Consider the following 15343-nt stretch of genomic DNA (forward strand, 5'->3'; position numbering starts at 1 on the left):
TTATCCTCCCAACATATATCTTATTGCTTCCTCTTTAGGGGAAAATTGTAATTCTAAAAATTCTGAAAGAACTTTTTGTACTTTTTTTTGATTTTTTCTTTTTATATAATATAAAATCGAAAATTCATAAATTTCTTGCGCTTTAAATTTTTCTAAATATTCTTCTAACATATTCTCTAATTCTTCATATTCTTCAAGAGATTCCAGAATTTTTAGTACTGTTATTATTAATTTAGGACTATCTATAAATACTTCTAACGAAGCTCTTAAAATAATCAAAGATTGCCATAAAACTTCAATTTTATGTTCTCCCGCAAGAAATCCGGAATTTGCATAATAATATGAGTATTTACCATAATTTATATAATCTTCCAAAGTATTTAAATTATTCATATAATATGAAATTTTTTCTACTAAAAAATTCTCTAAATTAGATAAAGCATCTGATGCATATAACACAACGTCTGGATGAGAATCAATTTTTATAGCTTCTCTAAGCAATTTTATTCCATAAATAAAATCTATTTTTTCACTTTTTATTGAATTATATATCAATCTTACAACATATTTTCTTTGGGCTGGATCTCCATATTTTAAAATTATATGAAATGGAGCTAAATCTACAGAAGAAAAATTAACATTTTTCGTTTGTATTAATTCATCTTCGCCAAAATCTATAGGTTTATATAGTGGTTTTATATTTCTATACCTAAAATATAAAATTATGGGATAAAATGGGTATAATATTAATGCTATAAATAATTTAATCATAGAAAAAAATATTCTTTTTTCAATAATATAGATTAAAAAATACGAAATTGCTATATATAATAGCACAGTTATCATTCCATATAATTTAAAATCCATAATTAAAAAAATTATTGATACAATACCAAATACTACTGCTAAAAAAGATAATATAAAATATATTTTTTCTTTATTCACTCTTTGTATATGCCTCCAATATTTTTATATTTTCATGTTTTTTCATATTTTCCAATACTCTATTAAGTCCATCTTGAGCACTTGATGCTAATATTATTCTAATTTCCTTATTTTTTTCATCATAAAACAAATAATCTGTATCACGTATATAAGATCTTAACTTTTCATATGAAATATTTTCGTTTTTTACCTTTGCTATTATTATAGAATATGGTATATTAAATCTAACTCGTCTTTCTTCTATTTTTTCTAAAATAGTATTATAGTTTTCTATAGACCAATATGGTAAATTTGATTTTTCATTCAATTCAGATGAAGATAATAATAAAGTACTTAACCAATCAGCTAATATCTTTAAATATATTTCTGTATTTTTATTTATTTTTTCTGGATCTATTATTTCAACCAAAATAAACCCTAAAATCTTTTCTCTATATTTAATAGCTACTGCCATAGCTGGTTCAAATTCAAAATCATAATCTGCTTCTGTTAGGTAAAGAACATTTGCATTAGCACTACCTATTTCTCTTGCTAAACTAATAACAACTGATTTTTCTAAAGGAAAAGAATTTGGTAAAAATTGAGGTCCTTTTCTTACTTTTAATCTCAAAAAATTATTTTTACTCAAGGTATAAATGGAAACTGATTTTGCATTTATAAAATCTGAAACAAGATCTATTGCCTCATTAAAAATATCTTCTTCATTATCATATTCTATATCTTTAAGTCTATCTACAAGCAATGAAACACCCTGTTTCTCTAAAACCAGCTTATGTTCTAAGTCATCAGTTACATTTTGATACTTTCTAATATCTTCTTCCAACGATTTTATTTTTTCTTTTAATAATTCTATTTGTTCATCTTTTAAATCTATTTGTTGTTTATACATATCCCTAAAAAAACCTATTATAAGGCCAAATGAAAAAATAAATAATGGAATTTTTAAAACATCCCAATTAATAATAACATTAAAAAAATCTTTATTAACATTTAAATAAACAGAAAAAAACATCAAAAAAGTACTTATAGCACCTGATATAAGTGAATAATTTATTCCATAACGAACAGCAACAAATAATGTAAAAATAAAATATGGATTAGGTTCTACAAAGACATATCCAAAATATTTTAATGTTATATCCAACAAAAACAATGTAAAATTTATAATAAATATTTCAAGAAAACCATATAATTTTATATTTTTCATTTTAATCCTCCCGAATCAAATGCTTGGATTTTATTGAATATAAATTAACATATCTAACAATGTTTTTTTCTGTCTTATAATCAATATTTAAAAATTTCATACCATACATTTTTTCTCCAAAGATATTTTCGCCTATTTTTCTTACTGTTTTAACATTAATATCCTTTAAATTAAGAGTTTCATCAATATGCAAATTTTCTATAATGTAATCCTTTTCTTCATCTATATCTTTTTTAGTAACTATAAGCATTCCTCCTGCACTAAAATCCCGTGTTTCAAAAGAAATTATATTATTTTCTTCATCTTTTAAGACTCCTTCTCTAATAATTGGTATTCTATAAAATAATCTTTTTTGAATTTTATAGGCTATACGAGGAAGGAATATCTCTAAATATTCTTTTTCAACATTTAAAATCTTAGATTTAATCATATAGTTAGAAGCTCTTTCATATATTCTTATATTTATTTTTTCACCTCTGATTGAGTGAATTCTCATATTTTTATATAAAGGTGGTAATATACGTCCTCTATGATTTATAAAATCCAGATCAATAATTCTACTATTAGCAATAATATGTTGATTAATATATTCAACATCTATTAAATCACCTATATCTAATACTCTTTTTATATTTAATCTTTCTATAAAAACATTACTATCCCTATTAGACATAATTCACTCTCCTTAAACTATAAGTATAATATTATTATACTATAAAATCCTAATTTTTTATTTAATAAAAAAATTTTACTATAATAGAACACTTATACTATATTTTTAAATTGGCATAGTGTTGCTAATAATAAATACGGCAATAATAATACATAAAATAAAATTAATTTTAGGAGGTATTAGCATGAGAAAAGTTGTTGTAACAGGATTAGGAGTTATTAATGCTATTGCAAAATCTAAAGATGAATTCAAAGAAAATTTAAAAAATATGGTTATAGGTATTGATCACATATCCCAATTTGATACTACTGATCACAAAGTAAAAATTGCTGGAGAAGTTAAAGACTTTGATCCCTTATTGTATATGGATAAAAAAATTGCAAAAAGATATGATAGATTTTTACAATTTGCTATTGCTGCTACAAAAGAAGCATTAGAAGATAGCAATTTAGAAGATGGAGAATGGAAAGAAAATGCTGCCGTCATTGTCGCTTCAGGAATAGGTGGATTTAAAACTTTATATAAAGAATTTCAAAAAATGGAAAAAAAAGGTCCAAAGGTTGTTAGTCCATTTTTAATTCCCATGATGATATCAGATATGGCATCTGGTGTAGTATCAATAGAATTCGGATTAAAAGGACCAAATTTTAATACTGTTAGTGCTTGCGCTTCATCTTTACACGCTATAGCAATGGGAACTATGTTAATTAGACATGGATATGTAGACGTTGCAATAGTTGGCGGTGCCGAAGCTACTATAGATCCAATGCCAATAGCAGCTTTTGCTAATATGAAAGCTTTATCTACAAGAAATGATGATCCAAAAGGTTCATCAAGACCTTTCGATAAAGATAGAGACGGTTTTGTTATGGGGGAAGGTGCTGGAGTTGTAGTATTAGAATCCGAAGAACATGCAAAAAAAAGAAATGCTAATGTTTATGGATATATTGAGGGTTTTGGAATGAGTGGAGACGCGTATCATATTAGTGCTCCTGATGAAAACGGAACAGGTGCAGCTAAAGCAATAAAAATAGCTTTAAAAGATTCTAATATTGATCCAGAAAAAATTGAATTAGCTAATTGCCATGCTACCTCAACACCATCAGGAGATATCGCAGAAACTAGAGCCTTACGAAATGCTTTTGGTGATCATGCAAAAAAAATATATATACAAGGTTCAAAAACTTTATTTGGTCATGCCTTAGGTGGTGCTGCTGCAATAGAATTTATTGGACTTATATTACAAATGAAAGAAGGATTTATTCACGGCATGCCAAACTTAGTAAATCCTGATGATGAATTAAAAGATTTAAATATACCTAAAGAAACCGTAAATTATAAAACAAAATACGCTATAAAGAACGCTTTCGGATTTGGAGGACATAATGTTTCTATTGTTTATAGAAGCTTATAAGGAGTTGATTTAAATGAATATTGGAATTGTAACAGATAACACTTGTAATCTACCTATAGATTTTTTAGAAAAAAACGATGTTGGATACGCTTCATTATATATTTTAAGAAATAGTAATCATATCAGAGCCATAGATCTATGTACCACCACTTTTTATGAAGAATTAAAAGTTGGATCATATGTTCCACTTACTTCTCAACCATCAGTGAAGGATTTCGAAAATGTATATAGAGATATGTTAAAAAAATATGATTATTTAATCACCATAACTATTTCCGAAAAACTTAGCGGAACTTTAAACTCTGCAAAACTCGCAGCTTCAATGGTTGATGAAAAAAGAATATTTGCAATAGATTCTAAATTAACAAGTTTTGGTTTAGGTTTTTTGGTAATGGAATTATTAGAAAAAATTAAGTCAAAAAAATACACATTAGAACAATTATTAGAATATGCTAAACATTTTTATTTAACTACTAAAACCATCTTTAGTGTAACAAACATTGATTACCTATATAAAGGCGGTAGAATTGGAAAAGCTAAAGCATTAATGGGTAGTTTACTAAATATGAAACCCATTTTATCTTTAACTGAAGGTGAAATCATTCCTGTAAAAAATGTTAGAGGTAATAATAAAATGATTAAAGAATTAACCAATATTGCCATTGAAAGAATTGATACCATGAGACTTAAAAGAATTGCAGTGATTCACACAGGTAACCTTAAATATGGGTCCTTGATTTTAGAAGAATTAAGGAATAGAGGAATAAATGATGATGATATTTTTTATTCTTTACTTGATCCTGTAATTGGAACACATTTAGGTCCAGATGCTGTGGGGGTGATTACACAATGGGAATAATGAACATTGATGAAATAATAAAGATACTACCACATAGATATCCGTTTTTGCTTGTCGATGGTGTTATCGAAATAACTGAAAATAAAATAATTGCATATAAAAATGTAAGCATAAATGAACCACAATTTCAAGGACATTTCCCTGATTATCCAATTATGCCAGGAGTATTAATAATAGAAGGATTAGCCCAAACTGCTGGAATATTATTAATGAAAGATTTAAAAGAAAATTCTATCCCATTATTCCTTGGTATTGATAAAGCAAGATTTAAAAGAGAAGTTAGACCAGGTGATAAATTAATATATGAAATTGAAGTAATACAGGAAAAAATGGGTATGTATAAGTTAAAAGTAAATGCAAAGGTAGAAAATAAAACCGTTACCAGTGCAGAATTAATGGTTGGAATAAAGAAGGGATAACATGTATATATCACAAATTAATGCTTTTATCCCAGAAAAAATTTTGGATAATCAATTTTTAGCAAAAAAATTCAATGTCTCTGAAGATTGGATATATAAAAGAACTGGTATAAGAAATAGGTATATATCTGAAGTAGATGTATTTCAAATGGGAATAAAGGCAGCAGAAGGTTTAGATCTTGGTGGAGTTGATACTGTACTATTCGTTTCTTCTGTAGGAGCACATTATGTTCCTTTTTATGTCAGAATATTTGAAAAATTGAAGATTAAAAATTCGCGTTATGGTATAGACGTATCAAATGGATTTGTGGGTTTTGTAACCTCATTACATATTGCAGATGTCATGTTTAGAGAAAATATTGCGAATAAAATACTATTAATAGTCTCAGAAAAATTGTCGGATCTTGTCGAAGAAAATGATATCAATACTGCAATTTTGTTTTCTGATGCCGCTGTTGCTATGATTTTAGAAAATCATGATAAATGTATTTGTGATCATAGAGTTATGTATGATTCAGAATATTTAGATGCTTTAAATATAAATGAAAATAAAAAAATCGTAATGGATGGTAAGAGAGTATATAAATTCGCTGTAAATAATATGAAAAAGATGTTATCACAATATATTGATAAATATGGTAAAAAAATAATTGTTCCACATCAAGCAAATAAAAGAATACTTGAAAGCGTTAAAAAAAGCTTTAATGATTTTGAATTTTTAGATATTATAGAAGAATATGGAAATACTGGTGCTGTAAGCATTCCTTTAACCTTATTTAAAACTTATGGAAATACCGAAATTTCATTAAAAGATCATTTACTTATTTCAGTTGGTGGAGGTATGACAACATCAGCAATAACCTGGAGGTGCAACAATGAATAGAGTAACGGAACTACTTAATATCAAATATCCTGTTTTAGAAGGTGGAATGGCATGGGTTGGAACAGCAAAATTAGCTGCAGCAGTTTCTGAAGCTGGTGGTCTTGGAACCATTGGCGCTGGAAGTATGACTCCTGATATTTTAAAAGAATCTATTAAGACAATAAAATCTTTAACCGATAAAACTTTTGCTGTAAATATTATTTTAGTAAACCCTTATGCTAATCAATTAGTTGAAATAGCAAAAGAAGAAAACGTTCCTGTAGTGATTTTTGGTGCTGGTAATCCAGGAAAATACATTCCTCAGTTAAAAGAAAAAAATATAAAAGTTTTAGCTGTAGTTTCATCGGAAAATTTAGCTAAAAGATTAGAAAAAGCTGGAGTTGATGCTATTATTGGTGAAGGAATGGAATGCGGAGGACATATAGGTGATGTTTCTACTATGGTTTTAATACCAAAGCTCGTTGATGTATTAAATATTCCTGTTATTGCAGCAGGAGGCATTGCTGATTTAAGAGGTGCAAGAGCAGCTTTAGCATTGGGTGCTGAAGGAATTCAAATGGGGACAAGATTTGTTGCTACTCATGAATGTGAAGCACATGAAAATTATAAAAATTTAATTTTAAAAGCTGGAATAAGAGATGCTATTGTTACTGGCGCATCAATTGGACATCCAGCAAGAGTCATAAAAACTAAATTTGCTAAGAAAATAAAACAACTTGAAGTAGCTTCGCCAGAAGAAGCCGAAGAAATGCTTGTTGGAAGTTTAAGAAAAGCGTTTATAGATGGAGATTTAGAAAATGGCTCTTTCATGGCTGGACAAAGTGCTGGATTGATCAATGAAATAAAAAGCGTAAGTGAAATTGTTGAAGAATTTGGAGAAGAGCTTAGAAAATATTTTGAGAGGTGATAAAATGATAGCATTTGTCTTTCCTGGTCAGGGTTCTCAATCTCTTGGAATGGGAAAAGAAATTTTAGAAAAATATCCTGAATATAAAAAGTATTTAGATAAGGCCTCTGAAACCATTGGTGTAAATTTAGAATCTATTATTTTTGGAGAAGACGAAAAAACTTTAACTCTGACAGAAAATGCTCAACCTGCATTATTGACTATTTCATATATTATGTATTTATATGCAACTGAAAAATTAAATATTATTCCTGATGTTGTTGCTGGTCATTCTTTGGGCGAATGGACAGCATTAGTAGCAGCAGAAGTTGTCTCTTTCGAAGAAGCAGTAAAATTAGTCCGTCTTAGAGGAAAATATATGAGTGAAGCTTGTCCTCCTGGAGTTGGTGGTATGGGAGCAATAATTGGATTAGATATAGAAAATATACAAAAAGTTTTATCTAAATTTAATAATGTAAACATTGCGAATCATAATTCCCCAGAACAAATTGTAATTAGTGGTGAAAAACAAGAAGTTTTAAAAGCTCTTGAAATACTAAAAGAAAAAGATGCAAAAAAGGTTGTTGAGTTAAATGTGAGTGGGCCATTTCACTCAAAACTTGTTGAACCTGCTCAAGAAAAAATGAAACATGAATTAGAAAATATTAAATTTAATAATCCAAAACACAAAATTATACAAAATTATACTGGTAATTTAGAATATGATCCAGAAAAAATAAAAGAAAATATAATTAATCAAATTACTGGAACAGTAAAATGGGTAGATAGTATTAGAAAAATGAAGGAAATTGGGGTTACTCAGATATATGAAGTTGGCCCAGGAAAAGTTCTTACTGGATTAGTAAAAAGGATTGATAAAAGTTTAAATCCAAAAAGTATTTTAAAAATATAATATTATTATATGTACAAGACAGCCGATAAAAAACATCTCCTTGTGGATTTTCTACAAGGAGATGTTTTGATATATATAATATATTTAAAATAGATCTTCAAATAAATTTACTTGATTTTTTTCTGGCAATCCCTTCAATATTCCTAATTTTCTAAATGTTTCAATTGTAGTTTTATTAATTCCTGTTCTATTTAACAAATCTTCGATAGATAAAAATTCCTTTTCTTTTCTAGCCTTTATAATACTTATAGCCGCCTTTTCACCTAAATTTGGAACCTTAATAAATGGTATTCTTAATTTATCTCCTTCAATAATAAAATTTTTTGCATCAGACTTATAAATATCTGGTGGTAAAAAATCAAATCCTCTTAAAATCATTTCATAAGCTATTTCTAAAACTGTAAGTTCATTTTTTTCTTTTACATCCAAAGATTTTAAAGATTTTAATTCGAATATTCTTGATCTAATAGCATTTTTACCTTTTAATATAACATCTGTATTAAATTCATCACCTTTTACAGAAAAATATGTAGCGTAAAAAGCTAAAGGATAATGAACTTTAAAATATGCAATTCTAAATGCCATGCTCACATATGCTGCCGCATGAGCTTTAGGAAATAAATATTTTATTTTTTTACATGACTTAATAAACCACTCTGGAACATTATTTTTTTTCATTTCTTCTTCATCTTCCTCTGCTAAGCCTTTTCCTTTTCTTACTTTTTCCATGATAAAAAATGAATGTTTTTTATCTAATCCTTTTTGAATTAAATAGTTCATGATATCATCACGACAAGCTATTACTTCATCAACTGTCGCTTGTTTCGCAGCAATTAAATCTCTTGCATTATTTAACCAAACATCTGTTCCATGAGACAGTCCAGATATTCTAACCAAGGCTGCAAAAGTTTTTGGTTTAGTTTCTTCAAGCATACCTCTAACAAATTGAGTTCCAAATTCTGGAATCCCCAATGTTCCAACCGTTGTCCTTAATTCAGAACTTAAATCAACTCCTAAAACTTTTGAAGAAGAAAAAATTGACATCGTTTCTTTATCATCCATTTTTATATTTTTATATTCTATTCCTGTTAAATCACTTAACATCTTCAAAAATGTAGGATCATCATGTCCAAGTGCATCAAGTTTTACAAGGTCATCGTGAATAACATGATAGTCAAAGTGTGTAGTCATTGTATTTGCTTTTCTATCATTTGCAGGAAATTGAACAGGTGTAAAATCATATACTTCCATATTTTTAGGTACAATCATTAATCCTCCCGGATGCTGCCCTGTAGTTCTCCTTGAACCCTCTATTTTTTTAGCTAATCTAATTATTTCAGGATTTTTTAATCCTCCAGCATACTCCTCTGCATATTTTTTTACATATCCATAAGCTGTTTTTTCTGCAACAGTTGATATAGTACCTGCTCTAAATACATGATCTTCACCAAATAATTCTTCAATAAATTTATGTGCTCTTGTCTGATATTCCCCTGAAAAATTCAGATCTATATCTGGAACTTTATCCCCCTCAAATCCCATAAACGTTTCAAAAGGTATATCCTGTCCATTCTTTTTCATTTCGGTTCCACATCTTGGGCATTTTTTATCTGGCAAATCATACCCAGAATCATATGAACCATCTGTTATAAATTCACTGTATTTACATTTAGGGCAAACATAATGAGGAGGTAATGGATTAACCTCTGTTATTCCCATCATGGTAGCAACTAAAGATGATCCAACAGAACCTCTAGAACCTACTAAATAACCATCGTCATTTGACTTTTTTACAATTTTTTGAGCCATTAAATATAATACTGCATATCCGTGGTTAATAATTGAATGCAATTCTCTCTCTATTCTTGCTTTTACTATTTCAGGTAATGGATCTCCATATATTTTTTTAGCTGTATCCCAGCTTAATTTTCTTACTGTTTCGTCAGCTTCCTCTATAATTGGTGGATGCAATTTTCCTTCCAAAGGTTTTATCTCTTCTATTAAATCAGCAATTTTATTGGTATTCTTTACTACTATCTCTTTAGCTATTTCTTCATCTTCAAAAATTTCATATGCTGCTTTTAACATTTCTTTTGTTGTTCTTAAATATTTATTAGATTCATATATTTTATTTTTTTTACCTTTCGTTGCTGAGCCTATTATCAAAGCATCTCTTGCTTTTTTATCTTCTTTATTTAAATAATGTGCATTACTTGTCATTACAACAGGAATATTAAAATTCTTAGCTGATTCATATAAAAGTTTATAAAAATCTTTAATTTTATCTGAATCAACACCATTATGCTCTATACTGTCTAATGGTTGAACTTCTATATAATCAAATAAACTCAGCAGAGAATTAATTTCATCAATTGATGCACCCCTTGAATACTCTTCAAAAATTATGTTTTTAGTACATCCACTTCCTATTAATAATCCTTCTCTATTTTCTAATAACTCATTCAGTAATACAGTTGTATTTCTATAAAAATATTCCGTATGTGCTTTAGAAACTAATTTATACAAATTCTTCAAACCAATTCTATTTTTTACCAATATTGTAGCATGATATTTTCTCAACTTTTTAAAATCTATCATTTTTTCAAGATTAATTAAATCATTTAAAGTTTTAATACCTCTCCCTTTAGCTTTTTCCAAAAGTTTTAAAAATGTATAAGCAGTTACTTTAGCATCTTCATGAGCCCTATGATGCTCAAAATTACCCAATCCAAGAGCTTTAACAACTTTATCAAGAGAATGACCACCTTTTAAATTTAATAATGCTCTTGCCATGGCAAGTGTATCAATATATGGTATTTTTATTTCTATATTCATTATTTCTTTAACCCATCTTCTTAAAAATCTATAGTCAAAATTTGCATTATGCGCAACTAATACTGAATCCGATATAAAATCCATAAATTTAGGTAATATATCTTCAATAACTGGAGCATCTATTAACATTTCATTAGTTATACCAGTTATTTCTTGTATCTTTGATGGAACACTTTTTTTAGGTTTAATTAATTCATGAAATGTATTTGTTATTTCACCGTTTTCAATTTTCACTGCACCAATTTCTATTATTTCCTCGATATTTGGATCGAGACCTGTCGTTTCAAAATCAAAAACAACAAATTTAGAATTAAATTGTATTTCATCAGAAAAATTATTAATTATGGAAACTTTATTGTTAACAACATTTATTTCACAACCATATATTGGTTTAATATTATGTTTTTTAGCTGCATTATAAAAAGTTGGTATAGATTGAACAACCTCATGATCCGTTATAGCTACCGCTTTATGACCCCATTTTGCTACAGTTTTAACCAATTCCTCAACATCCAAAACTGAATCAAGAGCACTAAATTTCGAATGTACATGCAAGTCAACCATTTTTTCCTCAGCATCATCAATTCTTTCTTTTGGAATTACTTTTAATATATTTTCTGGAATTATTACGTATTCTCTTTGATATTCATCATAGGTTATTTTTCCTTCAACTTTAATATAATCATTTTCTTTAATTTTTTCATTTATTTTTTCTGCTGAATTCTTAAAAGCTTTAATTGTTATAGAATCTTTATTATCTGTTATGTACATAGTTAAAATTATAGCTCTATCGTTATATTCTTTAAAAAAAACTTGCCCCTCAACTACAACTTTTGAAGTTTGATACATTACATCATTTAATTTATCTAATGGTATAGAAACTTTCTTAAACTTATTTCCCAGAATAATTTCATCATTTTTCCCCAATTCTTGATTATTACTACTATTAAAGATTTTTTCTTCTTGTGCATTATAAGATTTATCTTCGTAAATATTATCATTTCTATCTAAAAAAGATTTTCGTTCATCCTCAAATTCCAAGTAATTTATATTAATTGATTCATCATATAAAAAATCATAATGTGGTAAAAAACCTATACTCCTTATTATTATATCTTCAACTATTTTTTTATTTTTTTTAATTTTTTCTAATGCAAATTTATTTGAAACTCTAAATATTAAGTCATCATCTTCAGTGTCTGGTAATAAAAATCTTAAATAATTTTCTTCTTCATGTCCTTTTATTAAATCAATCCAATGCTCTAATATATAATTTAGATCTTTTTCACTAGACAAAATAAATTTGACAGTCTTTTTCATTAGCCTCGAGAAAAACTTTTTTATTTTTTTTTCTTCACCTTCATTTAAAGGATTATTTAATTTTAAAATTATTACGTCTTTTATTTCTATTTCTCCTTGAAGATTAAATGGATCAAACCCTATTTTGGAAAGTAAAAAATCCGAAATTTTCATCGAAAGACCTCCTGAAAGAATATCATTCTTACTATACCATATAAATTTTAAAATTTATATGTCAAATTAAAAAAATGAGGAATAAGAATTTTCACTAAATGAGCAAATATTATTTTGATTATTTTATTTTATATTTTTTAGAAACTGAAACATCTTAAAAGATGTCGTATTTTTTATACAATCTATAAAAAAGTTAAAAAAACAAGCATCTCTTGATGCTTGTTTTAGATCTTCTTTATTGCTTGAGTTGCTGCTACTAAATCTATATCCCAGACAGGAGAAAATGGTGGTGAATAAGCTAAATCCATATTTCTTAATATATCAACAGTTCCATTTGTATATATTAATGAAGTTATAGTATTTAATCGTGGATGAATTTCTCCACCAACAAATTGCGCTCCTAAAATTCTTCCTGTTTTCTTTTCAAAGACAAGTTTTATCTTTAATTTCTTTGAACCCTTGTAATAATGAGCTTTGCTTCCTGACTTAATAAATACCGCATCTGCGTCGAACCCTTTATCTTTAGCTTCTTCTAAAGTCAAACCCGTTTTTGCATATTCTATATCTTCAAATTTTGTAATCAAAGAACCCACTACACCAATAAATGAATCATTACCTCCTGCTAAATTTTTACCTGCAATTCTTCCCTGTTTATTAGCAGTAGTTCCTAATGGTATATATACATTTTCTTTTGTAATGAAATGATTTACTGTTGCACAATCTCCTGCAGCATATACATCATGAATATTTGTTTCCATTTTTTCATTAACAATAATAGCTCCATTTTTTGCCATATTTAATCCTTTATCTTTTAAGAATGATGTATTCGGTCTTACTCCAATTGATACAATAACCATATCTGCGATATAATTTTTATCTTCTGTAATTACTTTAAAATTACCATCCTCTTTCGCAATATCTTTAGCAAATGTATTAAAAACAACGTTTACACCTTTTTCTTTTAATCCATTTATAAACTCTTCATGGATTTCTGGTTCTATATTTCCAAGAACATGATCCATTCCTTCAATAATAGTAACTTCTATACCATGGATTTTTAATGCTTCTGCAGTTTCAATACCTACAAATCCCCCGCCAATAACAATTGCTTTTTTAGGGTTATTTTCTCTTATAAAATCAAGAATATTTTTAGCATCATCAGGGTTTCTTAATTTAAATATTCCATTTTCTCCCCAAGCTTTAAATGGTGGAATAATTGGTGATGCTCCTGTAGAAATTACTAATTTATTATAAGATACTTCTTTTTCTCCTTCTTCAGATCTAACATAAACTATTTTATTAGCAAAATCTATTTCATACGCTTCATGTTTAACAAAAACATCTGCACCTTTTTTCTCTTTAAATGTTTCTGGAGATAATGCTATTACTGCTTCTGGAGATTTAACATCACCACTAATTACATATGGTAAACCACAACCCCCATATGATATATATGGTTCTTTTTGAAATATCGCTATTTTCAAATCTTTATTAACTCTTTTAGCACTTGCTGCAGCACTTGTTCCAGCTGCTACACCTCCTAAAACAACTACATCATACTCTATTTTTTCCATTTTTCCACCTCCAAAAACTCTATTTAATTTTGATATTTTATATTAATCAAACAGTACAATTATTAACATTATTATCAAAAATAAAAGGAGCTTCGCTCCTATTTCAAAATATCGTAATATGATAACAATGACAAAAATACAGAATATGTCAAATACACTATACTTGGAATATAAAATAATTGATTTTTTCCTAAGGAAGTATTCCCAAATATTGAAGTTCCAAACCATTGAATACCATGTCTGAAAATTAAATATAATATTGAGAATATCATTATAATTGATATTATAAATTTTATAGCTGCTGTAATCTTTACTAATTTCATATTTCCTTTTAAATAGTAAATTGCATTAAATTGTTCTAATACACTATATAAAAGATATAGTACCCCCAAAATAATAACATTTAAAACATCTAAGGTAAATTGGCTACCTAACATACTTTGTATTAATGGCTTTTGAATCTGAACAATTAAAACCATTAAAGTTAGTAATAATGATATTAAAAAATTAAAACTGGAAAATACTACTTTTAACCACCCTAAAGCTGCATTTCCAGAAAACACATTATATTTTTCCTCAGAAACTTCTAACTTAGCACCTTTGCTCTTTGTCACAGGCTTTACTCTTTCAGATAATATATGTTTTTTCTTTTTTCTTGGTTCTTTTCTATCCTGAGGATTTATCTTTAAAGTAGCCATATTAACCTCCTAAAAAAACCTTGATAATTCTAATGCCTTTCCTTCATCCAATAAACAAAATCTAATTTCATTTACATTTATTGCTTCTTTTGAAAAGTTCAATATTGCTTTAGAATATACTTTACAGGCTTCCCTATATGGATAGCCAAAAATACCTGAACTAATAGCTGGAAAAGATATGCTCTTCAACTTTAAATCATCCGCCTTTTTTAATGAATTAAAAATCGCATTATACAATAATTTTTCTTCGCCAGATTTTCCACCATTCCAAACTGGGCCAACAGCATGAATGACATATTTAGCCTTCAGCTTACCTCCTGAAGTAATTCCAACCTCACCTGTTTTTATTATACCATTTTTCCTGATATAATCATTACTCTCTTGCTGAATGATATTACCACCAGCTCTGACTATAGCCGCTGCTACTCCACCCCCATGGGATAAATAAGAATTCGCAGCATTTACTATTGCATCCACATTTTCTTTTGTCAAATCTCCTACTACAATTCTAAATGTAATTTTATTTATATTCTTTTCAAATATAATTTTATTCATAAAAAACAC

13 protein-coding genes are annotated in these 15343 nt (G+C 27.7%); 6 read left to right on the plus strand and 7 right to left on the minus strand.

The features are described 5' to 3' along the window. From ACZ5CK_RS08625 to ACZ5CK_RS08635, 3 genes are read right to left on the minus strand one after another with little or no spacing between them, the layout of a single operon-like run. Entirely contained in the window at window positions 1-945 is a 945-nt protein-coding gene (locus ACZ5CK_RS08625) for a hypothetical protein (RefSeq protein ID WP_464581413.1), read from the minus strand. Further along, on the minus strand, window positions 938-2152 hold the full coding sequence (locus tag ACZ5CK_RS08630) for a GAF domain-containing protein (RefSeq protein ID WP_464581414.1): 1215 nt from the start codon (window positions 2150-2152) through the stop codon (window positions 938-940). Before ACZ5CK_RS08630 ends, ACZ5CK_RS08625 begins: the two co-directional genes overlap by 8 nt. A 1-nt stretch (window position 2153) precedes the next feature. Beyond that, complete coding sequence (locus ACZ5CK_RS08635; RefSeq protein WP_464581416.1) at window positions 2154-2825, minus strand: PilZ domain-containing protein; 672 nt, start codon at window positions 2823-2825, stop codon at window positions 2154-2156. A 184-nt stretch (window positions 2826-3009) separates the two neighbouring features. Between ACZ5CK_RS08635 and fabF the strand changes: the two genes are divergently transcribed. From fabF to fabD, 6 genes are read left to right on the plus strand one after another with little or no spacing between them, the layout of a single operon-like run. After that, window positions 3010-4239, plus strand: coding sequence for a beta-ketoacyl-ACP synthase II (fabF, locus tag ACZ5CK_RS08640; protein ID WP_464581417.1), 1230 nt, complete (start codon window positions 3010-3012; stop codon window positions 4237-4239). A 13-nt stretch (window positions 4240-4252) separates the two neighbouring features. Further along, entirely contained in the window at window positions 4253-5098 is an 846-nt protein-coding gene (locus tag ACZ5CK_RS08645) for a DegV family protein (protein WP_464581418.1), read from the plus strand. Beyond that, window positions 5098-5517, plus strand: a complete 420-nt coding sequence (gene fabZ, locus ACZ5CK_RS08650; protein WP_464582986.1) for a 3-hydroxyacyl-ACP dehydratase FabZ — start codon at window positions 5098-5100, stop codon at window positions 5515-5517. The genes ACZ5CK_RS08645 and fabZ overlap by 1 nt, the downstream gene beginning before the upstream one ends. Before the next feature lies 1 nt (window position 5518). Then, a complete protein-coding gene (locus ACZ5CK_RS08655; protein WP_464581419.1) occupies window positions 5519-6400 on the plus strand; it encodes a 3-oxoacyl-ACP synthase III family protein in 882 nt (293 codons plus the stop codon). Next, window positions 6393-7307, plus strand: a complete 915-nt coding sequence (locus tag ACZ5CK_RS08660; protein WP_464581420.1) for a nitronate monooxygenase — start codon at window positions 6393-6395, stop codon at window positions 7305-7307. Before ACZ5CK_RS08655 ends, ACZ5CK_RS08660 begins: the two co-directional genes overlap by 8 nt. A 4-nt stretch (window positions 7308-7311) precedes the next feature. Then, window positions 7312-8199: an ACP S-malonyltransferase gene (gene fabD, locus ACZ5CK_RS08665; RefSeq protein ID WP_464581421.1), complete on the plus strand. Its 888-nt coding sequence runs from the start codon at window positions 7312-7314 to the stop codon at window positions 8197-8199. An 84-nt stretch (window positions 8200-8283) separates the two neighbouring features. Here the strand turns inward: fabD and ACZ5CK_RS08670 are convergent, their stop codons facing one another. From ACZ5CK_RS08670 to ACZ5CK_RS08685, 4 genes are all read right to left on the minus strand, one after another. After that, window positions 8284-12507: a PolC-type DNA polymerase III gene (locus ACZ5CK_RS08670; protein ID WP_464581422.1), complete on the minus strand. Its 4224-nt coding sequence runs from the start codon at window positions 12505-12507 to the stop codon at window positions 8284-8286. Window positions 12508-12731: 224 nt separating this feature from the next. Continuing rightward, window positions 12732-14081 carry an FAD-dependent oxidoreductase gene (locus tag ACZ5CK_RS08675; protein WP_464581423.1) on the minus strand — a complete coding sequence of 450 codons (1350 nt, stop codon included), beginning with the start codon at window positions 14079-14081 and terminating at the stop codon, window positions 12732-12734. 98 nt (window positions 14082-14179) lie between these two features. Next, window positions 14180-14779: a hypothetical protein gene (locus ACZ5CK_RS08680; protein ID WP_464581424.1), complete on the minus strand. Its 600-nt coding sequence runs from the start codon at window positions 14777-14779 to the stop codon at window positions 14180-14182. Between the two features lie 9 nt (window positions 14780-14788). Next, window positions 14789-15334, minus strand: a complete 546-nt coding sequence (locus ACZ5CK_RS08685; RefSeq protein ID WP_464581425.1) for a macro domain-containing protein — start codon at window positions 15332-15334, stop codon at window positions 14789-14791. Between the last annotated feature and the right edge of the window lie 9 nt (window positions 15335-15343).

Source organism: Marinitoga okinawensis (assembly GCF_055387075.1).